General features: G+C 45.0%; 18 protein-coding genes. 6 read left to right on the forward strand and 12 right to left on the reverse strand.

Features of this window, described 5'->3' with window-relative positions; translation table 11 throughout:
- Positions 1-43 precede the first annotated feature (43 nt).
- Complete coding sequence (locus BCU07_RS13425; protein ID WP_102429212.1) at positions 44-811, reverse strand: sulfite exporter TauE/SafE family protein; 768 nt, start codon at positions 809-811, stop codon at positions 44-46.
- Positions 812-882: 71 nt separating this feature from the next.
- Positions 883-1,956: a phosphate acetyltransferase gene (gene pta, locus BCU07_RS13430; protein WP_102332700.1), complete on the reverse strand. Its 1,074-nt coding sequence runs from the start codon at positions 1,954-1,956 to the stop codon at positions 883-885.
- 154 nt (positions 1,957-2,110) lie between these two features.
- Here pta and BCU07_RS13435 point away from each other — a divergent pair, with 154 nt between their 5' ends.
- Both BCU07_RS13435 and BCU07_RS13440 read left to right on the forward strand, forming a co-directional pair.
- Positions 2,111-2,899 (forward strand): IclR family transcriptional regulator, encoded by a 789-nt coding sequence (locus tag BCU07_RS13435; protein WP_102429213.1) that lies wholly within the window; start codon positions 2,111-2,113, stop codon positions 2,897-2,899.
- A gap of 216 nt (positions 2,900-3,115) precedes the next feature.
- Positions 3,116-4,543 carry an NAD-dependent succinate-semialdehyde dehydrogenase gene (locus BCU07_RS13440; RefSeq protein ID WP_017065656.1) on the forward strand — a complete coding sequence of 476 codons (1,428 nt, stop codon included), beginning with the start codon at positions 3,116-3,118 and terminating at the stop codon, positions 4,541-4,543.
- A 210-nt stretch (positions 4,544-4,753) separates the two neighbouring features.
- Here the strand turns inward: BCU07_RS13440 and BCU07_RS13445 are convergent, their stop codons facing one another.
- A complete protein-coding gene (locus BCU07_RS13445; protein ID WP_065583554.1) occupies positions 4,754-6,937 on the reverse strand; it encodes a malate synthase G in 2,184 nt (727 codons plus the stop codon).
- 155 nt (positions 6,938-7,092) lie between these two features.
- Positions 7,093-8,046 carry a LysR family transcriptional regulator gene (locus tag BCU07_RS13450; RefSeq protein ID WP_012600244.1) on the reverse strand — a complete coding sequence of 318 codons (954 nt, stop codon included), beginning with the start codon at positions 8,044-8,046 and terminating at the stop codon, positions 7,093-7,095.
- Between the two features lie 141 nt (positions 8,047-8,187).
- On the opposite strand from BCU07_RS13450, the gene BCU07_RS13455 reads away from it, so the two are divergent.
- Entirely contained in the window at positions 8,188-9,786 is a 1,599-nt protein-coding gene (locus BCU07_RS13455; protein WP_012600243.1) for an isocitrate lyase, read from the forward strand.
- Positions 9,787-9,982: 196 nt separating this feature from the next.
- Complete coding sequence (locus BCU07_RS13460; RefSeq protein WP_017059982.1) at positions 9,983-10,561, forward strand: hypothetical protein; 579 nt, start codon at positions 9,983-9,985, stop codon at positions 10,559-10,561.
- A 103-nt stretch (positions 10,562-10,664) separates the two neighbouring features.
- On the opposite strand, the gene BCU07_RS13465 is transcribed toward BCU07_RS13460, so the two are convergent.
- Positions 10,665-11,057: a cystatin domain-containing protein gene (locus BCU07_RS13465; protein ID WP_102429214.1), complete on the reverse strand. Its 393-nt coding sequence runs from the start codon at positions 11,055-11,057 to the stop codon at positions 10,665-10,667.
- A gap of 667 nt (positions 11,058-11,724) precedes the next feature.
- Between BCU07_RS13465 and BCU07_RS13470 the strand changes: the two genes are divergently transcribed.
- Both BCU07_RS13470 and BCU07_RS13475 read left to right on the forward strand, forming a co-directional pair.
- Entirely contained in the window at positions 11,725-12,954 is a 1,230-nt protein-coding gene (locus BCU07_RS13470) for an acyl-homoserine-lactone synthase (RefSeq protein ID WP_102429215.1), read from the forward strand.
- Positions 12,947-15,556, forward strand: a complete 2,610-nt coding sequence (locus tag BCU07_RS13475; RefSeq protein ID WP_102429216.1) for a quorum-sensing autoinducer 1 sensor kinase/phosphatase LuxN — start codon at positions 12,947-12,949, stop codon at positions 15,554-15,556. Before BCU07_RS13470 ends, BCU07_RS13475 begins: the two co-directional genes overlap by 8 nt.
- A gap of 153 nt (positions 15,557-15,709) precedes the next feature.
- Here the strand turns inward: BCU07_RS13475 and BCU07_RS13480 are convergent, their stop codons facing one another.
- The 7 genes from BCU07_RS13480 to kduD all read right to left on the reverse strand — a co-directional run bounded on the left by BCU07_RS13480 (position 15,710) and on the right by kduD (position 23,820).
- Positions 15,710-17,710: a heparinase II/III domain-containing protein gene (locus BCU07_RS13480; RefSeq protein WP_102429217.1), complete on the reverse strand. Its 2,001-nt coding sequence runs from the start codon at positions 17,708-17,710 to the stop codon at positions 15,710-15,712.
- 9 nt (positions 17,711-17,719) lie between these two features.
- Entirely contained in the window at positions 17,720-19,144 is a 1,425-nt protein-coding gene (gene uxaC, locus BCU07_RS13485; RefSeq protein ID WP_102429218.1) for a glucuronate isomerase, read from the reverse strand.
- A 160-nt stretch (positions 19,145-19,304) separates the two neighbouring features.
- On the reverse strand, positions 19,305-21,071 hold the full coding sequence (locus BCU07_RS13490; RefSeq protein WP_102429219.1) for a sodium:solute symporter family protein: 1,767 nt from the start codon (positions 21,069-21,071) through the stop codon (positions 19,305-19,307).
- A gap of 405 nt (positions 21,072-21,476) precedes the next feature.
- A complete protein-coding gene (locus BCU07_RS13495) occupies positions 21,477-22,115 on the reverse strand; it encodes an RpiB/LacA/LacB family sugar-phosphate isomerase (RefSeq protein ID WP_048609763.1) in 639 nt (212 codons plus the stop codon).
- A gap of 72 nt (positions 22,116-22,187) precedes the next feature.
- Entirely contained in the window at positions 22,188-22,508 is a 321-nt protein-coding gene (locus BCU07_RS13500) for a cupin domain-containing protein (protein WP_010431369.1), read from the reverse strand.
- A gap of 7 nt (positions 22,509-22,515) precedes the next feature.
- Positions 22,516-23,040, reverse strand: a complete 525-nt coding sequence (locus BCU07_RS13505) for a YgjV family protein (protein ID WP_102429220.1) — start codon at positions 23,038-23,040, stop codon at positions 22,516-22,518.
- 18 nt (positions 23,041-23,058) lie between these two features.
- Positions 23,059-23,820 carry a 2-dehydro-3-deoxy-D-gluconate 5-dehydrogenase KduD gene (gene kduD, locus BCU07_RS13510; RefSeq protein ID WP_048609765.1) on the reverse strand — a complete coding sequence of 254 codons (762 nt, stop codon included), beginning with the start codon at positions 23,818-23,820 and terminating at the stop codon, positions 23,059-23,061.
- Between the last annotated feature and the right edge of the window lie 159 nt (positions 23,821-23,979).

Genomic DNA, 23,979 nt, shown 5'->3' on the forward strand with positions numbered 1-23,979 from the left:
GCTTAGGCTAGCGAATCACTAGCCTCCTTGGTCGAGAATGGTTTTACGAGGAGCCAAACAACGACCATGCAGAGACAGCCATCAAATATCCGCCTATCAGCATTAACACCGTAAACACTAGCTTTCTGAGTTGATCATTGGACAACGGCGGTGGAAAACGTCGAGCAAACATTGTGACAAGCGCCACCAGAGGAACAGCAATAGCCGATAACCACAATATGCTTTGTTCCATGTCGCCTGCCGCATAGACATTGACAGTACGGGACATCGACGTACAAGCGAACACCATCAGCAGTGTGCTTCGCACCAGATCGAGCGTAAAAGGCTGCCGATAGAGATGATAAACAATCGGTGGACCTGCCATCCCAAATAATCCACCCGCTAACCCAGAGCTAAATCCTGAGACAAGGAAAGATACGGTTGCCGAACGGACCGTTCTAGTTTTAGGTTTAAACATAAAGCTCAAACCAGCGAACAACACCATGGCACCCAATAGCCCTCGTAGGATTTGGGTTGCCGACTCGCTCAACGCGCCCAGCAAGTACACGCCCATCGATACGCCGGGAATAATACCGATGACTAACACCACCAGAATCTTGAGTTCCCCAAGCAGTGGCTTACCCATCAACGCCACCAAGCAATTGAACAAGGTCACAATACTGACCACAGCGGCTATAACGGGTAGGGATACCAAATTAAGGCTGACCGTTAGCCCAATCACAATGATACCGAGACCAAATCCAGTGACAGTTTGGAAATAAGTACCTACCGCAATGGTGGCAAGAATGGCGAGTAAAACAGGTAACTCCATTAGCTATCCTAATTAGGTTATTTGGGGGTAAATATGAGTGCAAGATTCCGCATTAGTTTAAGCAACGAGTGTTAATACCGGAATTCAAACTCCGACTCTTCTCTTTCTTCAACATCAGCTTCAGAGTCAGCCTTAGAGTCAGATGCTTTCCCTTGCTGCGCTTGTACCGCGGTAACGGCAATGACATTAAAGATATCTTCGGCACTACAGCCTCTGGACAAGTCATTCGCTGGTTGATTCAGCCCTTGCAGCAACGGGCCAATCGCAACAGCCCCACCTAGCCTTTCCGCAAGCTTATAACCGATATTACCGGCTTCTAAGTTAGGAAATATCAACACGTTAGATTGACCTTTGACCTCTGAATCAGGCAACTTTTTCGCCGCTATTTCAGTGACAATCGCCGCATCGAGTTGAACGTCCTGATCGACGGCGATTCCGGGACAACGTTGTTTCACGAGTTGAGCAGCATTACGAACCTTATCGACCGATTCGTGTTTGGCACTCCCGTTGGTCGAAAACGACAGCATCGCTACTTTAGGCTCTTCCATCAGTAGCGTTTGAGCACTGTTTGATGCGGCCACGGCAATCGATGCCAGCTCGGTTTCAGTGGGGTTAATCACCAAACCACAATCGCTGAAAATCATACCGCCTTTAAGATTATGGAAAGGCTCACACAGCATCATCAAGAAGAAACTCGACACCAATTCGCTGTCCGGTGCAGGGCCGATAATCTGCAGCGCAGCTCGCACCACATCAGACGTGGTATAAACCGCGCCATTAACTGTGCCGTCTACCAGTCCTTCCCTTACCATCAAATTGGCAAAAACAAGTGGATCTTGAACCAGCTCTAGGGCGTCATCATAAGTCATGCCTTTAGCTTTCCTTAATGTATACAGCCGCTCAGCGAGCACTTCTTTGAGTGACGACGCCTGTGGAGAAACAATATGAATGCCAGCGAGGTTAATGTGGTGAAGTTCTGCAGCAGCGATGATCGCCGATTCATCGCCCACAAGTGTGATGTGAGCGAGCTGTTTGTCGATTGCTATTCTTGCAGCAGCTAGCACTCGCGGGTCCTCCGCTTCACTCAAAACAACGCGCTTACGATCTAAATGAGCTTTATCAATAATCCGTTCAATCGCCTTCATCTTTAAATCCCATTTATTGAGATTAATTGTTCCATAATTTATATTTATATTATTGAAATAACAAAAAAGGTCAAATTTTATTCAGATAATTGAAGAATAATGATTTGGTATGTACACTCTTAGGCATAGACATATCGCAAGGATGAATCACTGTATGCAAACAGAAACACCGCAAGTTCAAGGGGATACACCGACCCTCCGACTTTTTGCACTATTAGAGGTGATAGCGCAAAAAGACGAGTTTATTTCTCTGCAAGGTTTAGTCGAAGAGACCGGATTGCCAAAACCCACGCTGCACCGAATGCTTCAACAGTTAGAAGCGGCGGGCATCATTCAAAGAGATGGCGACGAAAAGCACTACAGCTCAGGTATTCGACTCAGAAAACTTGCCGAAAACCTACTTTTGAATAGCACCATGCACAGCGCGCGACGCACTATCCTTGAGAACCTGAGAGCAGAAGTCGGTGAGAGTTGTAACCTGACCGCTCTTTCAAGTGGCGAAATCATCTATCTCGATCGTGCCGAAACTGAAGCCCCCCTTCGCTTTCACCTGCACCCCGGCTCTCGCGTTCCCGTGCACTGCTCGGCTACCGGCAAACTGTTTTTAGCACACATGTCTAAGTCGCAGCGCAGACGATTAATTGGAAACGTGCCGCTGACTCAATACACCGTGAACACGATTACCGACTATTCGACTCTAGAGAAAGACATCGAAGAAGCGAAAATCCAAGGTTTTGCTATTGATGATGAAGAGTTTTTGCCAGGCTTAGTCTGTATCGCTGTGCTGATACCCTCACCAACAGGTCAATCAAACCTAGGCCTAGCGATACAAGCACCTGTGATTCGAGTGAAACCGGACGAAGCAATAAAATTCTTGCCCGCACTTCAAAAAGCAGCAAAAGCGCTGGCGAAAATCGAAGCTGATAATTGGAGTCAGCAGTAAGCACTTTCTTAAAGAATTTCGAAGTCCATGACTTAACTGATCATGGATTTCGAAAGCCCTACTTTGGTAAACAATGCTTGCGCAAACAAGGGCTTCAAAACTATCGAATTAACGACCACAATCTGCGACTAATCAACATTTGGTCGAAGTGATCTGAACACTCGCCAACCCGCACATCAGCAACACGTCTAAAGTAATCACGACAAAGGAATCACGATGCTAAACATTGATAACCAGCACTTACTCTCTTTTATGGTGACAGAAGCGAACAACGCAGTTGCAGTCACAAACCCAGCAACGGGTGAACTCATCGGGCACGCACCGATATCATCAGAAACAGAGTTATCGAGCGCGATTGAACGAGCTCATGTAGCGCAAAAAGAGTGGGCAAAAATCCCTGCTAAATCTCGTGCTGCACTACTTCATCGCTGGCACCAGTTGATCCTCGAAAACAAGAATGACCTTGCTCGAATCATGACGATTGAACAAGGTAAACCGTTAGCCGAAGCGGCAGGCGAAGTGGTGTATGGCGCGAGCTTCATTGAGTGGTTTGCAGAAGAAGCAAAGCGCACTTATGGTGATTCCATTCCTAGCACAGTCGCAGGCAAACGTTTGGTGACCATCAAGCAACCGATCGGAGTGGCGTGCGCGATTACGCCATGGAACTTCCCTATTGCAATGATCACTCGTAAAGCGGCTCCTGCCTTAGCTGCGGGTTGTAGCTTTGTCGTGAAACCTTCGGATGAGACACCGCTTTCCGCGTTTGCTGTGGTTGAACTGGCTTATCAAGCGGGTATCCCTAAAGATCTACTTCAAGTGGTGCTTGGTGAAAGCCCTGAACAAGTGGGCAACCTATTCACTTCGCATCCGCTTATCAAAAAAATCTCTTTCACTGGGTCGACCCGTGTGGGCAGTATTTTGATGGCTCAAGCAGCAAAAGGCATCAAACGCACCTCAATGGAACTTGGCGGTAACGCACCATTTATTGTGTTTGACGATGCCGACATCGATGCAGCCGTTCAAGGGGCAATGGCGTCGAAGTTCCGTAATGCAGGTCAAACATGTGTCTGTGCAAACCGATTCTACGTTCACAGTAAAGTGTACGATGAGTTTGTGGCTAAATTCGATCAAGCGGTTCAGCAGCTTAAGATTGGTAACGGCTTAGATGAAGGTGTCACGATTGGCCCTGTTGTCAGCCTGAACGCAAAGAACAACATCCAAGCTTTGGTAAACCGAGCGATTGAACAAGGTGCCACGCCTGTCACGCCAACTCAGGAACTTAATGGGCTTTTCATTCAACCTGTTGTTCTTAAAGATGTAAAACACAGCATGGACATCGTTCAACAAGAGATCTTTGGCCCAGTCGCGCCCGTGATGAAATTCGACACGGACGAAGAGCTTATCGAGATGGCCAACGATACGATTTATGGTTTGGCGTCTTACTTCTACAGTCAGAACATCCACCGAGTGTGGAACATTGCAGAAGCGCTTGAGTACGGTATGGTCGGCATTAATGATGGTCTAATCTCAACCGAAGTCGCGCCTTTCGGTGGTGTGAAACAATCAGGTATTGGCCGTGAAGGTGCGAAAGAAGGCATCGATGAGTACATGGACATTAAGTATCTTTGCTTTGGCGGAAAATAAGGTTGGTAGTAACTAAGTTCTGGCAGTGATTAGGGCTCGGAAATAATTAAGTCTTAGTGAGCACTAACCTGCCCCATTCTCCCCCCTTCCCACCACAAAAATGAATCAAAAAAAAGCCGCGCTATAAAAGCGCGGCACCTTGGGCTCGGTTAAAGGGGGTTTCTTTTTTTAGTATTTTACATTCTCTGTTTTTGTTATTCGGTTGCTTCACTATCCCTGCGCTTTCAGTTTTAGACGCATCGCGTGCAGCACTGGCTCGGTGTAACCGCTCGGCTGAGCACAGCCTTCGAATACCAACTGACACGCCGCTGAAAATGCAATGCTGTTTTCAAAATCAGGCGCCATGTTACGGTAACTCGGGTCGCCAGCGTTTTGCTCATCCACCACTGCGGCCATACGCTTCATGGTTTTCATTACCTGAGCTTCCTCGCAAATGCCGTGACGTAACCAGTTCGCAATATGCTGGCTTGAAATACGCAGCGTCGCTCGGTCTTCCATTAACCCTACATCGTTAATATCAGGTACCTTCGAACAACCAACGCCTTGGTCAATCCAACGAACCACATAACCCAAAATACCTTGGGTGTTGTTATCCAGTTCACTTTGAATATCTTGCGCGGTAAGCTTTTGATCGCCCAGTAACGGGATAGTAAGAATATCATCGACATTGGCTCTCACTCGCTCACGAAGCTCTTTCTGACGGCTTGGTACACTCACCTTATGATAGTGCAGCGCGTGCAAAGTCGCGGCGGTTGGAGAAGGAACCCAAGCGGTATTGGCACCCGCTTGTGGATGTCCGATTTTCGCGTCCATCATCTTCGCCATATTATCCGGCTCTGGCCACATACCTTTACCAATCTGGGCTTTACCTTGCAGGCCACAAGCTAAGCCAAGATCAACGTTTTGATCTTCGTATGCGCCAATCCAAGTCATGGTTTTCAGCTGTGTTTTAGGAGCAAAAGGCCCCGCTTCCATACTGGTGTGAATCTCATCACCCGTTCGGTCTAAGAAACCTGTGTTGATAAACACAACACGATCTTTAGCTGCACGAATACATTCTTTAAGGTTAACCGAAGTACGACGCTCTTCGTCCATGATGCCGACTTTTATCGTGAATCGATCTAGCCCTAATGCATCTTCAATACGGCCAAACAATTCATTAGTAAAGGCGACTTCTTCAGGGCCATGCATCTTAGGTTTTACGATGTTGATACTGTTCGCAGTCGAGTTTTGGTACGCGCTGTTGCCTTTTAAATCATGCATCGCAATTAACGAAGTGATCATGCCATCCATAATGCCTTCAGGCACTTCATTACCTTCGGCATCAATAATCGCAGGGTTAGTCATCAAGTGGCCGACATTACGGATGAACAACATGCTGCGGCCTTTTAGTGAAATCTCACCACCCGTCACGCTGGTGTATTGGCGATCGGGATTAAGGTTACGAACAATAGTTTTGCCGTTTTTCTCTAGTGATTCTTGCAGATCACCTTTCATCAAGCCTAACCAGTTACGGTAAGCCAATGCTTTGTCTTCACCATCAACTGCAGCAACCGAGTCTTCGCAATCCATAATGGTTGTTAGGGCAGCTTCGACCAACACATCTTTAATACCCGCCACATCAACGCTACCAATCGGTGCGCTTGGGTCAATTTGAATTTCGATGTGCAGATTATTGTGTTTAAGAAGAATGCACGAAGGGGAACTTGCGTCACCTTGATAGCCAATGAACTGGTCGCTATCAATGAGAGTGACTTCTTCGCCGTTATCGAGTGTCGCTATGAGCTTATTGCCGATGCTAGCGTTACTGATGCTGTATTTGGTCACGTCTTTATGAGAGACACCGTTTAATGGCGCTGCATCATCAAGGAACTCACGAGCATAAGTCACTACTTTAGCGCCACGAGCAGGGTTAAAGCTTCCGCCCTTTTCCGCGCCATCACTTTCACTGATCACGTCCGTTCCGTAGAGCGCATCATATAGACTGCCCCAACGCGCATTGGCTGCGTTAAGTGCAAAGCGTGCGTTCATTATTGGCACCACAAGCTGCGGCCCTGCTTGTGTTGCGATCTCAGGTTCTACGCTGGCTGTCGTCACTTGAAAGTCATCGCCTTCAGGAACCAAATAACCGATCTGCTGTAAGAACTGTTTGTACTCTACAGGATCTAGCGTTTGCCCGGCACGCTCTTGGTGCCAAACGTCAATTTGATGTTGAAGATCTTCACGCTTGATAAGCAATGCGCGATTTTTTGGCGCCAAATCTTCAAGAATGGTTGCAAATGATTGCCAAAAGTCTTCAGCGACAATGCCTGTTCCAGGAATCACCTGCTCATTAATTAATTGGTAGAGGGTGCTATCAATGTTCAAGCTTCCCTGTTGAATACGACTGCTCATAAAATCTCTCTCAAACTAATTGATGGCTACTCAATAAATTTTCGTGACTAGCTCAAATTTACTTTACTGATTTAAACTTACTTAACGGACATGAATTTAGCTAATTTATGCCGGTTATATTGGATATTCATATAAAAAATACCCTACAAACTATGTTATTCCGTCACTCCACTCTCGATTTCGTTAGCGACACTTTTAATCAAACGACGCATCCACTGATGGTCTGGATTGGTTTGTAACAATGGACTCCACGCCATCTTCACCTCAAAGGGTTCAATCGCAAATGGCGCAGGCTTGATCAACAATCTAGGATTATTGCGCTGCAGTTGAGCTGCTTTGGTAGGAATAGTCAGGATAAGGTTCTTCTGCTGAGCGAAGAGAATCGCCGACAAATAGTGTCGAGTAAACACCGTGATGTTACGGGTTTTACCGATGCGCATTAATGCCTCATCTATCCAACCAAGCTTTTGTGCTTCACTTGGGTTTATTCCCACTCCCGTTCCCATACCTGTCTTACTTACCCAAATATGTTGTGCCTTTAAATAAGACAAAATATCGAAGTTGTCGGCGATCGGGTTGTCACAACTAAATAGGCAAGAAAACCCGTCGTGCCAGAGGCTCATCTGGTGAAACGACTGAGGAATATCGTCAAATCGGTTGATAATTATATCAACGGTACCTTGCTCTACATCCTGATAACTCACGTCACTTGGCGTCATGATATCCAGTCGTATTTTCGGTGCTATCTCACTTAACCTTTTCAGAAGAGGTTGAATAATGGTCGACTCTGCATAGTCACTCGCCATGATACGAAACACGCGTTCACTGTCTTCTGCATTAAACTCTGTGGTCGGTTGCAGTGTCTTCTCTACATTCGCCAAGATGTTTCGAATCAGTGGCTGCAACTTATGCGCGCGTTCGGTCGGTATCATCCCTTCACTTGTTCTTACTAATAGCGGGTCTTCAAACAGATCACGCAATCGGCGAAGGCCATTACTCATGGCAGGCTGAGTAATACCCAATTGATTTGCTGCTCGTGTAACGTTTCTCTCACGTAGCAACATGTCTAAATACACAAGTAAATTAAGGTCTATACGAGCAATATTCATAAGAAAAATACCGAATATAATAACTATAAATTAACAAAATTATCACATACATGATTATTATTTGTCCATGGTTAGATTTAATCCAAATCAAATGACCTCGCCAAATTGGCCAACATGTCCACGTGAAACTAAGGAATAGTTATGTCGCAAATTACACAAGATATCGAAATGATTGAAGTTGCAAAAAGCGCTGCTGGTGCTCCATGGGATGCAATTAACCCTGAATCTGCTGCTCGTATGCGAGCTCAAAACAAATTCAAAACAGGTCTGGATATTGCGCAATACACGGCAGATATCATGCGTGCAGACATGGCGGCTTACGACGAAGACAGCTCTCAATACACTCAGTCTCTGGGTTGCTGGCATGGTTTCATCGGCCAACAAAAGCTGATTTCTATTAAGAAGCACTTTGATGGCAAGACTGACCGTCGTTACCTATACCTTTCTGGTTGGATGGTTGCTGCACTTCGCTCTGACTTTGGCCCACTTCCAGACCAATCTATGCATGAGAAAACATCCGTTGCTGGCCTAGTAGAAGAGCTATACACATTCCTACGCCAAGCCGATGCTCGTGAACTGGGTGGTTTATTCCGTGAGCTAGACGCTGCGCGTGAAGCAGGCGATGTGAACCTACAAGACCGTATTCAAGACAAAATCGACAACCACGTGACACACGTAGTGCCAATCATTGCCGATATCGATGCTGGTTTCGGTAACGCAGAAGCGACTTACCTAATGGCTAAGCAGATGATTGAAGCGGGAGCTTGTTGTCTACAAATCGAAAACCAAGTAGCCGATGAGAAACAATGTGGTCACCAAGACGGCAAAGTAACGGTTCCACACGCTGACTTCCACGCAAAACTTCGTGCGCTTCGTTACGCTTTCCTTGAGCTAGGCATCGACAACGGCATCATCGTTGCTCGTACCGATTCACAAGGTGCTGGCCTAACAAAAGAAATCGCCGTAGTGAAAGAGCCGGGCGACCAAGGTGACATCTACAACTCATACCTAGATGTTGAAGAGATTGATGTTGCTGATATGGCTGAAGGCGATGTTTGTTTCAACCGTGACGGCAAGCTAGTTCGACCTAAGCGTCTACCTTCAGGTTTATACCAATTCCGCCAAGGTACTGGTGAAGATCGTTGTGTATTTGACTGTATCGAAGCAATCAATGCAGGTGCTGACCTACTTTGGATTGAGACTGAGAAACCACACATCGGTCAAATCAAAGAGATGATGGACGGCGTACGTGAAGTACACCCTAATGCGAAACTGGTTTACAACAACTCTCCATCATTCAACTGGACGCTAAACTTCCGTCAGCAAGCTTACGATGCGATGGTAGCAGAAGGTAAAGATGTTTCAGCTTACGACCGTGCAAGCCTAATGAGCGCGGAATACGATGAAACTGAACTGTCTGCAAGCGCTGACGAGAAGATCCGTACATTCCAAGCAGACGCATCACGTGAAGCGGGTATTTTCCACCACTTGATTACGCTACCGACTTACCACACTGCTGCGCTGTCTACTGACAACCTAGCGAAAGAGTACTTCGGCGACCAAGGCATGTTAGGTTACGTTGCGAATGTTCAGCGTAAAGAAATCCGCCAAGGCATCGCATGTGTTAAACACCAAAACATGTCTGGTTCTGACATGGGTGATGACCACAAAGAGTACTTTGCTGGTGAGAACGCACTAAAAGCTGCAGGTGAAGCGAATACATCGAACCAATTTGATTAATCGCTAACGCTAAAGCCTCCCCCGTCCTTCTCTCTTACTTAGGTAAGATCCGGGGGAAGGCTTTGAGATAAAGCTTGTACTGCCAGCTTTATCTCAAAGCCTCAGATTTGTGTTCCACACCACGGTTAACCGAACAACTTCTGTTTAAGCTAACTGTATACATATTTGTTCAGATTCCTATTTGTTGAGAGTGCCTATGACTTCAATACCTACACACCTACAAGATGCAAAAACACTGTTATCAGAGAATGGTTTCGCGACGGGTGATACTTGGTATCACGGCACATCTTCAGCTTTATTGGCTTCGATTCAAGGCCAAGGTTTAAAACGTTCTGGAGACAAAGCGCTCAACGAAGCAGCTTCAAAAACTATGGCAACCATCGGCAACAACTATACCGAATCGGTTGAGCCAGTGTTTCTCACTCAGAGTAAAGAACTGGCGTACTACTGGGCTCAACAAACCGTTCGTGAGCGAGGCGTTCGATTCGAAGGTGAAGAACAACCTATCGTACTAGCGGTAAACCTATCTGAAAAGCAACGCACCAAAGTAAGACCGGACGTAGGCGCAATGAGTCTATTGATGATGAGTGTGGGCGAGCAATTCATGTCTCATCTCACTGAAATTTATCAAGCCAACAACATTGCAGGCCCCGACATCGAGCTTCGCACTGCCGATCGCATGGACTACCTCAATAAACTCGGTATGGCCTACATTGATGAAGACATCAGCCGAGCTTGTGTTCAGGAGTTAGCCGAGCCCGAGCTGGCCGACTGAAATCGTTCAGTGAATCAGTCTTCTTAAAAACAAAAATGGCTCCCAATACGGAGCCATTTTTATTTGCTATCAGCCTATCTCACAAGATACAGACGCATCTAGATTATGAGCACAGAAGACCTTTCTGTGCAGGTTGCGTCATTTCGATGTCACCTTGTAGAGAACGGTAAACGATGGTGTTCCACACTTCACCATTATCCATTTCAAACTCAATAGCGTAATTCAAACCCGCGACAACCTGAGTTCGCACACTCAGGATCTGCTTGAGCTCAGCTGAAGTGTTCATTTGACCAAGAACTGCGTTTAAAGCTTGCTTGGCTTCTGGTGTTATCTCACTTTTCGACCAACCACCCGTCAGGTTTTTAGTGCTGCAGATGGGGTTCGCATTCTCTTGCGGTTGAGTTGGTACTTCTGATTTCTGACTACACCCAGCTAACGCCACGACACTCAACAAGGTTGCTGTTCCAAGTAATGATGTTAATCGTACGTTCTTCATAAATTCTCTCTACCTCAATCATTTACGAGGGATTACTCGCAATAATGTTTCATATGCAGGCAAGCTTAAACCTCGAATGTCATCACTTCATCAGAGATTATGGTGTAACTACTCTATAAACACAGGAGATTGTCAGGAAAACAAGACGAGCACTGGAGCTCTGCTTTTATCCACCTGATATTTAAATCATTAAAATGAGTAGCGAGAGAATAAGCGAGTATAAGACAGATATAATGCATCAGTTAATTACATATCTTACACCAAATACATTCACGCTGTAATTAATAAGATGAGCTCATGTTGATTTGGATTATGATATTGGTTCAAAAAATAGATATTTGAGATTATTTTATAAATTCAAAAGTTTATGCTCGGCTTAATCATGTCTGATTTTAAAACTGTGATCCAGCCCTACAAGTTGTTGATAATAATGTACTTTGTTCATCTGTGAATTCATTCAAATATGGAAAATCTTTATTGTTAAGGGTGGGTGCAAGTAGTAAAATCTCACCCGATTATGCAACTTACTTCTCACAACATGGACACAAGTAAAGTTACGATTGGCTCTCTCAAAGTAACGTAACTTCAAACACATACCTAAAATCAGTGTCCTATAGATAGTGCAGATCAAATAAAAATAATTATATAAACCTAGGCTAGGTTAAACATGAAATTAACGTCGTCTTTAGGCTCACTGTTGGCTAGCAGTCTGTCTATCGAAATAAAACAGCGAGCGCTGATAGAGCTCGTCATCAACACTTATCAGCCACATGAGCGCACTGAGCTTTTTCAAAACGTGACTGAATATCGTAGAAGCCAGTTAGAATTGCTTTTCCCAGAGCATCAAAACAAAAGCTACTCTGTATTGTTTGAGGTGATGGACTACCGCGATCTGATTCTGCGCTATCCAAATACACTATCTGCAGAGATTGCTCTTCTAGAGCAGGCTGTAGGGCAGTGCTATATGCATTGGCTAGATTTCTGGTGTGAGTGTGAAATTGCTGCGATCAAAGCAAAATCTCCATTAAATCCAAGCTCCATTTCTCATGTCGACCTCCCTATCAATGACAGTGCTTATTACGGTGCGATCATCGAACAGATAGAACATGAGCCACTTTTGGTACAAACACCGAGTCACCCACAAGGAATGCCAATCAGCGATGCCATTGCTTTAAGCAATCTCGAGGTGTTCATCAAGGGCGAGAAATGGTTTGAGATGCTGCCTTTATTACACCTTTCTCAGGCAGGTAAGCATTTTATTCTGCTCAAGCATCCAGTCGATGAAGCCTTTCCAACACTGGTTTCCTCTGCGCTGATTCAAGACTGGTCTAAGAATGACACTTGGCTAAGTTACGCACCGACGTTCAGCAATGAGCAATGGCAATACTGTTTACCCAATTACGGCTACGATGAACTCGCAGGGTTACAACTTTTCACACCGCCTACACTGTCAAAATGTTACTCTCTCCCAGAATTTGACCAACAATTCCAGTTACAATTGTCCGACAAAGATGCCCTGTGTGAGGTGTTACGTCTGACAGTCAGTGGCAATACCCAACAAAAGCTCTATTTCCTCTACCTTTCTCAAAAAGAGCTGATGAGTGTGTTACACCAAATAGGCTATAAGATTGGCTTCACTATTATCGAGCAACCTTTCATGCTTCAGTTTTATCAAACCATTGATTCCAATGCATACTTCCATTCTGGATATTGCGAATTAAATGACGATGGCACGACAATTTATCGTGGATTCTGGAATTTTGAGATGATGGTAAAAGCGTTCAATAATGTCGATTTTCGAAGCTACAAACGCGCAGTGCGAGAAAGCAGAAAGTCATTAGAAAAGTCGCGCTCGGCAGGAAAAACTAGCTCGGTGAAAAAGGATGAACATGTTTGATTTCGGCCTAGAGGCGATCATCTATGCAAAAGCAATCACACTGCTTGCAACCGTGGCTGTGGTTGTCATGTGGTTGTTCTATTACTGCTATCGCCTGAAACAGAAGAACGAAGTGATCGCAGGGACACACCATGCCCCTTACATCGCGTATTCGATCTGCATTGTTGCGTGGATCAGCAGTAACGCTTATTTCCATACCGACTTATTACCGGAACTTGGGGCCTCGGCCGCCGTGTTCGCCGCAAAGTTTGCCAACCTCGCCTCGTTCTTTGCGTTTGCCTTTGCCTATTACTTCTCGTGCAAACTCGCCGCTGAACAACGTAATGGTAAGGTTCATGTGTGGCAGCAAGCCATTTTCGTCACCCTGACCGTCTACTCCTTCTTTATCAATTTAAGTCCGGGGTTAACCGTTGAACACGTCACCATTGCAGGCCCAAGCCAGTTCGTGATTGAGTTTGGCCCGCATACGCCGTACTTCTTTATTGGGATGATTAGCTTTGTAGTGCTAACACTACTCAACCTGGTGGCCATGCGCGCCAACAGCAGCAAGCTAACTTTAGCCAAAACCAACTATATGATCGCCGGCATTTTAGTCTTCATGCTGTCTACTGCGACGATCCACCTAGGCATGACCTACTTCTTGCGTGATTTCTCGCTCACTTGGCTGCCACCAGCTTTGTCGATAAGTGAAATGTTGTTCGTTGGCTATGCCCTGCTGACCTCGCGCTTCTACAGCGTGAAATACCTGGCGTACATGAGCCTAAATGCGATGTTGGTTTGTGCTATTTTGGTGATCCCTTTTGGCGCGATATTTATCCCGCTGACAGACGACAGTCAATGGCTTGTTGCTATCCCAATCTGCGCGATTATCGGCATCACGTGGCATGTTCTCTACAAGCGCGTAAGCCACTACGCCTCGTTCTTTGTCTACGGAAACAAGAAAACGCCAGTACAACAGATCCTCTCACTAGAAGACGATTTCAAGCTGTCGATTGATGATGCAATGCGTCGATTAGGTAGCCTATTGCAGATTCCCGAAGACAAGTTGCGTCTGGTGAACAGCAACTACAACGAAACCTTCTACGAAGATTACCTGTCTACCAACAAGTCCGTTTTAGTGTTCGATGAGCTGTCTCAGGAGCTTGATTACACCGCACCAGCCAAGCGCTCGATAAAAGCCCTATATGACAAGATGAGCTCAAACGACACCGCTTTGGTGATGCCTTTATTTGGTCAGGGGAAATCGGTCACGCACTTATTGGTCTCATCACATAAGAGCAACGATAAGATGTTCTCTAACGAAGAGATCTCTGCACTGCAAACCTTGTTAACTCGTGTACAAAGCACCATTGAAGCCGATAGACGCATTCGCCAAAGCCGTGCCCTTGCTAACTCAATCGCTCATGAAATGCGTAACCCACTGGCTCAAGTGCAATTGCAATTTGAACTATTAAAACAGCACATTGATAATCAAGCTCCAGCGAAACAGATCTTACTTGATATTGAGAACGGCCAAGCTGCGATTCAACGTGGTCGACAGCTGATTGATATCATCTTGCGAGAAGTCAGTGATAGCTCACCCGAGCATGGACCAATCACCATGACCTCTATCCACAAGGCCGTGGATCAAGCCGTCAGCCATTATGGCTTTGAGAACGAGAAGATCATTGAGCGAATTCGTTTACCACAACATGCTGATTTTGTGGCAAAGCTGAATGAAACCTTATTCAACTTCGTCATTTTCAACCTGATACGTAATGCAATCTATTACTTTGATTCTTATCCAGAAAGCCAAATTGAGATCAGCACCAACACCGGACCGTACGAGAACGTTCTAATATTCCGAGATACCGGCCCCGGCATTGACGAAGCCATTACACATAAAATTTTTGATGATTTCTTCTCTTACCAAAAAAGCGGTGGTAGCGGCCTAGGGCTCGGTTATTGCCAACGAGTGATGCGTTCATTTGGCGGCCGAGTTGAGTGCCACTCTAAACTTGGGGAGTTTACTGAGTTCCACCTGTACTTCCCGGTGGTACCCAATGCCCCCAAAGCAGACGCACTTCGTACGCCTTACTTCGATGATTGGAAAGGTAATCAAACCGCAACTGAAAACAAAACCAACGCTGAAGCTAAGCCAGATAACCAAGCAGAAACGCAAAGTTCAGAACCAACAAGTACGCTAACCCCAGAGAATCATTTGGCTCCAACCGTGCTTATCGTCGATGACAAAGAGGTACAACGCACGCTTGTTCAGATGTACCTGAGTCGACTTGGTGTAAATAGCTTGCAAGCCAAAAACGGTGAGAATGCCGTCGAGCTGTTCAAAACACACAAGGTCGATTTGATCTTAATGGACGTACAAATGCCGATAATGAATGGTTTTGACGCAAGCCAAATCATCAAGGCACGCTCACCTCAAACACCAATCATTGCTTTGTCTGGCGAATCAGGACAACACGAGTTAGATATGATCAGCAAACTGATGGATGGTCGCTTAGATAAACCAACCTCTTTGAACGCGCTGCAACGCGTGCTCGATAACTGGCTAGAGAAAGGCTGTGCCTCGAATGCTTCCAAAGAAACCGAAGATGAAGAGTAGATGGCTAATGGCTAATGGCTAATGGCTAATGGCTAACAAGTTAATCAACGACTGATAAAAAATCCCCTCAAGAAAGGTTCTTGAGGGGATTTTTATTATGGGGGTGAACTCGTGAAATTCAGCGAGTTATATTTCATTAATATTGTTGTTCGCTCAGACGAACAAAGTCACACCCGTTTCTTGGTTAATTGAAATAGATAGTGCCACTCCATTTCTTACCAAGCTTAGATTGATAACGTCCGATCGCCACTCGATATCAGAAACTCGAACCTCATCGTTTTGCGTCAAGTTATGTACCGTGGCAACTTTAAGAACCGCTTCTTGGCTACGTAAAATCGTGTAAGCTAAATCACTGGTTGCAGGGTTGTCTGGCGCATACCCCAACAACAGAGTTGCTGAACTATCTGTTATCAGCTGCTGATTAAATTCAGTTTGTCCATCAATCGAATAACGCAAATCAATGGACACTTTAAGAGGCATGTCATGGCAGCTCGTCATTCTTGCTAAAGGCCCATCTAGTGGATTGTCGCAACCTTGTGCCTCCGTCAAAGCGCTGTGTTGTCCTCTGACATGCCAGACCAAATCTAGTTGTTGGTGGTGAGGGTTTTCCGCAGTATTGAATTCAATCGCCACATCCCCTAACCACAGAATTTGACGGCGAAACACAACGTCTTTGTACGCGGCTAAATCCCACTGAACAATAGTATGGCTATCGACCGTCGGTAACTCACCACACCAATCTGTTTGTGTGTCTAACCATGTGTAGGACTGTTCTTTTACAAATGTATTCACTTGAGGGTTGGCTGGCGGTTGATTCTTCTGATTCACCGCCAAGGTGTTGTGCGTCACCGTATTTTTATAATACCCATAATGCAGTTCAGCACCGTACCCTGTTGTTCCCAAGTCAGGCAAAATTTCTTTACCATTTCGAGTAATGATCACCCCTAGTCGATCATAGTGATCATGCTCACCACCATACGGAGAGTGCTTAATTAATAGCATGTTATCGTGCTCTCGATCGTGCATGATCGTGACGCCTGATTGTTCTGCATGAATAGACTGGCACATGAGCGGCTCTGCCACAGGTAATGCATCAACACCGTACAACAGTGCGTCGATATTGTTGCGTGGCTTATCCTGATAGATGCTCTGCAACGCCGATGCAAATAAAGGGTCTCGGAACTCGCGATACCCGAATTCGAACAAGTGGCTATGAGTTAACTTCTCTTGACCCGCAATACAATCGTTCAGACGTGGAAAGTCACCCGTATTGATGAGTAGCTTGAGCGGGAACGCCAACATGGTATGGAAGTTTGGCGCCGCTTGTAGTGAGTACTCTGTTTTACATGCCATTTTTTCGAAATTCAGAAGTGCTTGTAAAGCGTAGTAATGATAATGGATAGAACCTTCAAACCATAAGCCCTCCCCCTTTACACCATGCTCTAACTGATACTTCAAGCCATAAGGAGTGCTCACCGCAAAGTCGATGAATTTTCGGTCACCAAGTATCAAGCCTATCACGCCAATAGTCGCAGAAATCTTCATTTCATGGTTATGCAATTGATTTGCTCGATGTTGCATCAGGAACTCAGCGCCTTCGCGTAACAAGCGCTGTTCAATAAACAATTGCTCTTCGGTATTCAACTGCTCTTTAACGAAATCATAGCCTCGGGCAAAATCAATATTGCAATTCGCTTCACAGAGAGTCTGTGCATTTGCTTTTCCTGGACCGTTATATGGAATACCGCCATGTTCTTCGTAATTCGGGTAGTATTCTGCATAACCCAATAAGATCTCACGAACTTTTTCAAAGTATTTGCGGTCTTGAGTAATGTGCCAAAGCAAGCCTAGGTCATTACACGCTTTCGAATTGAGCCCATTAAGCCAACGCCACCATGCACCGTCATAAGGTTCCCCAGTAAGCACTTCCCCATCAACAGGGCACACATGTTCAGTGGGTCGGTCTCTATCCCAACTTAAGCGAACCCCATGCGTGGGGCAAAAATAGTATAAATTCCATGTTGCGCGGGCATCAGGTGGAACAAGAGTGTCTGAAGTAAGCACAACCTGATTATCTTGAATAATTTGTTCGATGATCTCTTGGCTGGCATTTTGACGAATGACCGCCATTTCCTGAGAGGTAAACTGCAGCATAATGGATACCTATACTAAATCTTTAGATGAATGAAAATTGAAGTATTGTTTGGCGTTTTGATAACAGATGTTCTCGACACTCTGTTTAAGCAAAGGCTCATCATTCGGTAGCTCCCCGTCATCGACCCACTTACCAAGTAAGTTACATAGAATGCGACGAAAATAGTCATGACGAGAGAGTGACAACACGCTGCGAGAGTCGGTTAACATTCCGACAAAACGTCCTAGAGCCCCTAAATTTGCTAGATCTTGAAGTTGTTTTTCCATACCCGCCTTATGATCGTTAAACCACCACGCAGAACCAAGCTGCACTTTACCTGGCTGCGCATCACTGTCTTGAAAAGCGCCTATGATTGACCCAAGCACTGGGCTATCTTTCGGGTTAAGGCTATATACGATGGTCTGAGGGAGTTGGCGGTCTTGATCTAACAAACTCAATAAATGACTAAGGTTTTCTGCAATGGGGTTGTCACTGACAACACTGAAACCCGTACCGCCACCTAGATCATCAAAGCGACGCTTATTCACATTAGTTAACACTCCAATATGAATTTGCATCGACCAACCATGCTTATGATAAGCCTTGCCAAGCACTTCAAAAACGGCCGTTTTAAACTGCGAAATTTCTTCACTATTCAGCGCATCACCACATTTAACCTTTGCTATAGCTTGATCAAGTACGTCAGGGTGATAGTGTGAAAAATCCACAACTTTTAACCCTAGGTCAGATAATCGGCAGTTATGCTGTGCAAAATAGTCCACACGAGACGTGATTGCTTGAGCGTAGCTTGCAAAATCGACGATATTAATGTCAGTGATGAACGCCAGTGAATCGAGTGTCTTTTGAAAACTACTTTGATTCTCTATTTCAATCAGGCTGTCAGCGCGAAATGTCGGCAAGACTTGTACAGAAAATTCTGAACAATTCAGTTTATCGTGATAGCTCAAATCGCTAAGTGGATCATCGGTAGTGCACAAGGTATCGACTCGACTCTCTTTAAGCAGACTTTGGAATCGGTGAGACTCTTGGCTGAGTTTTTGATTACAGTGTTGCCAAATAACCTCGCAATTCTCTGAGTTGAGTAGTAAATCGAGACCGAAGTATCTCTTAAGCTCCAAATGACACCAGTGATACAGCGGATTGCCGATAAGATACGGCATGCTCTCACACCACTTTTGAAACTTTTCATAGTCACTCGCATCACCTGTGATGTAATGCTCATCGACTCCGTTACTTCGTAATGCACGCCACAAGTAGTGATCGCAACTCAACCAAGCTTGAGCAATATTGTCGTATTGATGGTTGTCATAAATCTCTTTGGCATCTAAGTGGTTGTGATAATCAATAATGGGAAGCCCTGCCGCGTAATCGTGATATAAACGCTTGGCAGTATCCCCCTGCAATAGAAAATCTTTGTGTATGTATGAAGACATAATTCAAACTCTTGTAGAAAACTGTATTGATAAACTTTAGGGAAAAATTCAATCATGAAATTGTTTCCTAAAGCCCCTCTGCGAGGTGGTTCATATAAGCCAGAGAGCGCCCCCCTCTGGCCTATACCCTTGTTACTTTTACATGACTAGTTATTGCCGATTACTTGGATGTAGATACTTCTAACCGAGGCGTTTTCCTCGCACTCTTCAATAACAGAGAACCCACAGTAACAATCACTGCGCCACAGAAGATAAAGGCCATGCGACCCCAGAACGGATTCGGGATTAGTACCATCGCCGTTACAAGTGCACCGAAAACCAGAATGAGTTTGCCTAGCATGTCGCGTTGTTGGCGATCCATTTCATCTTGTCCTTCCTCTTCGATAACAGGAGTCGCAACATCACTCCAAAACTCTTTAAGTTCTGTGTTTCGTTCGCCCACTGGCTCTTTGTAGAACTTAGTTGTTAGACAGAAGAAACCACCCGTGATCACAAGGTGACCAATAACCCCAAGCAGAACTTTTAGGTCACTCGCTTCACGTCCTGTGAACGGAACCTCTAGGTTTAATAGATTGGCAACGACGTCTGCTGTAAGCACAAAACTCACGATGTAAGACACCAACATGCCCACAGCCAATGTCGCCCAGGCTGCCCAGTCGGGCGTTTTCTTAATAAACATACCGAAGAATAACGGCACTAGAATCGGCATCTGTAACAGCGTACTTACGTACATCATTGCGTCGAAAAGGCTCAGGCCACGAAGAGAGTTAATGAACAGAGCCACCATGATGATCAATATGCCGAAGACCATAGTCATGAATTGACTCACTCGCATCAGCTTCTTGTCATCCGCGTTTTTGTCTATGATTGGCGAGTAAAAGTTACGCACGAACACACCTGAATTTCGGTTTAGACCGGAATCCATTGAAGACATTGTTGCTGCAAATACAGCCGACATAAGCAATCCCACCATACCAACCGGCATGACGTTTTCGACAAACACTAAGTAGACTGCATCAGCTGCTTTACTACCAAGTTCAGCCGCGTGCACAGTTGCCGCTTCAGGATAGATAATTGCCGTTACCCAAGGTGGTAAGAACCAAATTGCAGGCCCAACCAGCATCAATACAAACGCAAGGAGTGCCGCTTTACGTGCGTTAACAGAATCTTTCGCCGTTAAGAAACGATATGAATCTTGCATGTTGTTGATGTTTTGCAACTGCTTAACGAACATAAAGATAAACCAAGCTACGAACAGCAATGGATAGTTCATATCAGAGCCCATGACACTATCGGCAGGGAACTGCTCGATAAGATTCGCTGGACCACCAATTTTTGCCAATGCAGCCACAGCACAAACCACCGTCACCGCCATGATCACAACCATTTGTACAAAGTCTGAAGCAACCACTCCCCATGCTCCGCCCAGTACTGAAATGAAGAGAACAATCAAGCCAGTCACAACGATCGTGGTTTCGATATCCACTTTAAACACAGCACTAACGAAGAGTGCGAGACCATTTAGCCAAATACCGGTGTAAACCACACTTGTCGGCATTGTCGCCCACGTAAACACTTGTTCATTCGTTGCACCGAAGCGACGACGCACCCCTTCAATAGGTGTAACAACACGCATTTGTCGAAAGCGGTATGAAAAGAACAACCACGAAAGTAGAAAACCAAATGCGTTCGCCATGAAAATAACCATGATTGGGAACCCATCGGTAAAAGCTTTACCCGCAGCGCCAGTAAATGTCCAAGCACTAAACTGCGTCATGAATGCGGTAGAGCCAACCATCCACCACAACATCTTGCCTCCTCCACGAAAGTAATCACTGGTAGAGCTGCCTGCAAAACGTTTAAAGATGACGCCAATCGCTATCATAAAGATAAAGTAGACACCAACAACGAGCATGTCGATATTCATTACGAACCCCTTTTCATTATTGTTTCGTTTAAGTGATTTAATTTTTAAAATACCGTTTCATTATTACATTAACGATATTTTATTTAAGGGTTTCCTGTGGTTTTTGTGATCCAAACAATGCAAAAGTCATACAAATGAGATCGAGTTTGGATTATTGAGTTCTGCGCTTTTTAATTTAAAAAGATCATTGATGGATATTTAGATACATCGTGGCGAGAAGGGGCGAAAATAGATCAAGTAACCTAGGGGTATAGCGACCAAATTACGCGTCTAGGAGGTATACCAAGCCATGACTCAGGCGCCGATTGCTTTGGTATGGACTGAATATCAGCCACTAATTATCCAAACATCTGATATAAAAAAGCCAGCCTCGTTTGGCTGGCTCTCTGAAATCAAGCGTTAGAATTAGTCCAAAAGCGAACGAACATAATCAGCAATTTCTTGGTTTTGGCAGTTATCAAAGAAACACTGTTGGAAACGAGGGCTACCCACAGCAGTCTTCACTAGATCTTGATCGATAGCGCGCAGTGAATCAATAAAGTTATCCTTCACTACCGCTGCTTTTACCTCATTAAGAAGCGCGGCATTGCGTTGTTGTGGCTCTGCTCGCTCTAACGGGTAACCTTGACCACGCTCACCTGTAAACGCTTTTTCAAAGATGTAACGAACGTTTAGTTCACCAGCCCAACCAAAACCTTTCGCAAAAGCGAGCGCGATAGCGTTGCCGTTGTTGATTTGGTTAAACAAGAACGCATCAGAAGGCTCTAAACAGTAACCACAAACCACGCCTGGATGTAAGTTCAGCGACATCAAAGCACCTTGGCCAGTGCCACACCCTGTCACAACAAAGTCAACCGCCTTTGAGTTAATCAGAATGCTCGCCATAATACCTAGATGAATATACGTTAAGTGGTGATCGTTCTCGTCTGTCATTCCTAGGTTGAAAACATCGTGACCAAAACCACCAGCAACTGACTCTAGTTCAGCTGATACCATTGCATTTTTGCCTGCTTGACTGTTTTCCATCATTAGTGCGATTTTCATTTACTTTCTCCCGCAGCATTACTGCAAATTTAAAAATTAGTGCTCAAATGTTCGTTCTAAAAAATTTAGAGCTTAAACAAAGTCTTTACGCATTGGCGTAAAGTTATCAATTAATACGCCGGCTTCTAGGCAAACACAGCCATGTTCGATACCCGGCTCTTTGTACATAGTGTCGCCTGCGCGTACCACTTTCGTTACATCGCCAATAGTGAACTCAAAGGCTCCCGACAATACGTATGTGAGCTGCTCATGAGGATGGGTATGCAACGCACCAACAGCGCCTGTTTCGAAATGAACTTCTACAGCCATCACGTTCTCGCTATGAGCAAGCACCTTGCGAGAAACTCCCGCGCCAAGATCTTCCATTTTCACGTCTTCGTTATACACAAACATGTCGTTTTTATTCCTGTTGTTGCGGCGTAATTTTGCACTTGGCGTTATCTTGGTATAGACGAAAAATAGTAACGAGGTTAATCCCTATCACTGATATTTCCATCAGCGAGCCACCAATTGAACCAATAATTAGATTATTAGTTAGCCAGCATGCAGCTCCCAATAAAAAGCCGACTCTTAGTGCAATACCATTCAATCTAAATATTGAGTACGTTCCAATAATCGTTCCCGCTAAAGGCAGAAGTTGATACCAATGCTGAGCAAAACCGATTCCGCTGCCAACCGCGAGGGCAATAAATAACCCTGCAGCCCACAGCGATTTGGTATACATCGCGGTGCCAGTTCTGAGTGCTGAAATCAAAGCACCGATTGCCGATGTAATGGAACCCAATAATAAAAAGTGAATAAGATGGTTAACGTTCAACATCAACATAACCACTTTGAGCTTTTTGTCGTCCTTCTGGTAAAAGGTCGAAAGGCCCAGAAGGAAACTTACTAGCCCTACAGCTTGTGCAACGATCTCGTTAACCATCTTATATTACAAAAATCGTTATCGTGCTAACCATCCACCATCAACAGCAATGGTATAGCCATTAATGTAATCCGATGCAGGTGATGCTAAGAACACACATGGGCCAGCGACATCTTTTGGTGTACCCCAGCGATCAGCAGGAATGCGCTCAAGAATAGCTTGGTTACGATCAGCATCTTCACGCAGTGCTTGAGTATTGTTGGTTGCCATATATCCAGGTGCAATCGCATTAACATTAATGTTATCGCTCGCCCATTCGTTCGCCATCGCACGGGTGATACCCATTACAGCACTCTTAGACGCAGTATACGAAGGAACACGAATACCACCTTGGAAAGAGAGCATTGATGCGATATTAATGATCTTGCCGCCAGTGCCTTGCGCTTTAAACTGCTTCGCAACAGACTGAGACATAAAGAAAACGGTCTTAGTATTGATGTTCATTACGTCATCCCAGTTTTGCTCAGAAAACTCAATCGCGTCTTCTCGGCGAATAATGCCGGCATTATTAACAAGGATGTCGATGTGACCAAACTCAGTCAGCGCTTTATCTATAATTCCAGGAATATCTTCCTGCTTTAGAAGGTCAGCACGTACGTCTAAAAACGTATGACCCGCTGCATTCATTTTTTCGATGGTATCTGTTGGCTCAACACGATTTACGCCAACCACTTTACATCCAGCTTCAGCTAAACCAATTGCCATACCTTGACCAAGACCGGTATCACAACCCGTCACTATCGCTACTTTACCTTCCAGATTGAATGACTCTAACATCATGTTCGCTTCCTCAATTACGTTTAGTGTTGTGGCATTTCTGTAATGTCGCCCACTCGATTTAGTCATACAATAAAACATAAATTCGTTGCTGACAATTATTTTTGAAACGACATTTCAAAAATAATTTCTGATTAAGTTAAAACTTTGAAGTTGATCGTT

This window comes from Vibrio sp. 10N.261.54.E10 (assembly GCF_002877735.2).
Taxonomy (GTDB): Bacteria; Pseudomonadota; Gammaproteobacteria; order Enterobacterales; family Vibrionaceae; genus Vibrio; species Vibrio crassostreae_C.

Coding starts and splice junctions, on each gene's coding strand:
- BCU07_RS13435 (WP_102429213.1), top strand. CDS start 2,111: ATGCAAACAGAAACACCGCAAGTTCAAGGGGATACACCGACCCTCCGA.
- BCU07_RS13500 (WP_010431369.1), bottom strand. CDS start 22,508: ATGTTTGTGTATAACGAAGACGTGAAAATGGAAGATCTTGGCGCGGGA.
- BCU07_RS13425 (WP_102429212.1), bottom strand. CDS start 811: ATGGAGTTACCTGTTTTACTCGCCATTCTTGCCACCATTGCGGTAGGT.
- BCU07_RS13495 (WP_048609763.1), bottom strand. CDS start 22,115: ATGAAAATCGCACTAATGATGGAAAACAGTCAAGCAGGCAAAAATGCA.
- BCU07_RS13470 (WP_102429215.1), top strand. CDS start 11,725: ATGAAATTAACGTCGTCTTTAGGCTCACTGTTGGCTAGCAGTCTGTCT.
- BCU07_RS13450 (WP_012600244.1), bottom strand. CDS start 8,046: ATGAATATTGCTCGTATAGACCTTAATTTACTTGTGTATTTAGACATG.
- uxaC (WP_102429218.1), bottom strand. CDS start 19,144: ATGTCTTCATACATACACAAAGATTTTCTATTGCAGGGGGATACTGCC.
- BCU07_RS13490 (WP_102429219.1), bottom strand. CDS start 21,071: ATGAATATCGACATGCTCGTTGTTGGTGTCTACTTTATCTTTATGATA.
- BCU07_RS13480 (WP_102429217.1), bottom strand. CDS start 17,710: ATGCTGCAGTTTACCTCTCAGGAAATGGCGGTCATTCGTCAAAATGCC.
- BCU07_RS13505 (WP_102429220.1), bottom strand. CDS start 23,040: ATGGTTAACGAGATCGTTGCACAAGCTGTAGGGCTAGTAAGTTTCCTT.
- BCU07_RS13440 (WP_017065656.1), top strand. CDS start 3,116: ATGCTAAACATTGATAACCAGCACTTACTCTCTTTTATGGTGACAGAA.
- BCU07_RS13460 (WP_017059982.1), top strand. CDS start 9,983: ATGACTTCAATACCTACACACCTACAAGATGCAAAAACACTGTTATCA.
- kduD (WP_048609765.1), bottom strand. CDS start 23,820: ATGATGTTAGAGTCATTCAATCTGGAAGGTAAAGTAGCGATAGTGACG.
- BCU07_RS13445 (WP_065583554.1), bottom strand. CDS start 6,937: ATGAGCAGTCGTATTCAACAGGGAAGCTTGAACATTGATAGCACCCTC.
- BCU07_RS13475 (WP_102429216.1), top strand. CDS start 12,947: ATGTTTGATTTCGGCCTAGAGGCGATCATCTATGCAAAAGCAATCACA.
- BCU07_RS13465 (WP_102429214.1), bottom strand. CDS start 11,057: ATGAAGAACGTACGATTAACATCATTACTTGGAACAGCAACCTTGTTG.
- BCU07_RS13455 (WP_012600243.1), top strand. CDS start 8,188: ATGTCGCAAATTACACAAGATATCGAAATGATTGAAGTTGCAAAAAGC.
- pta (WP_102332700.1), bottom strand. CDS start 1,956: ATGAAGGCGATTGAACGGATTATTGATAAAGCTCATTTAGATCGTAAG.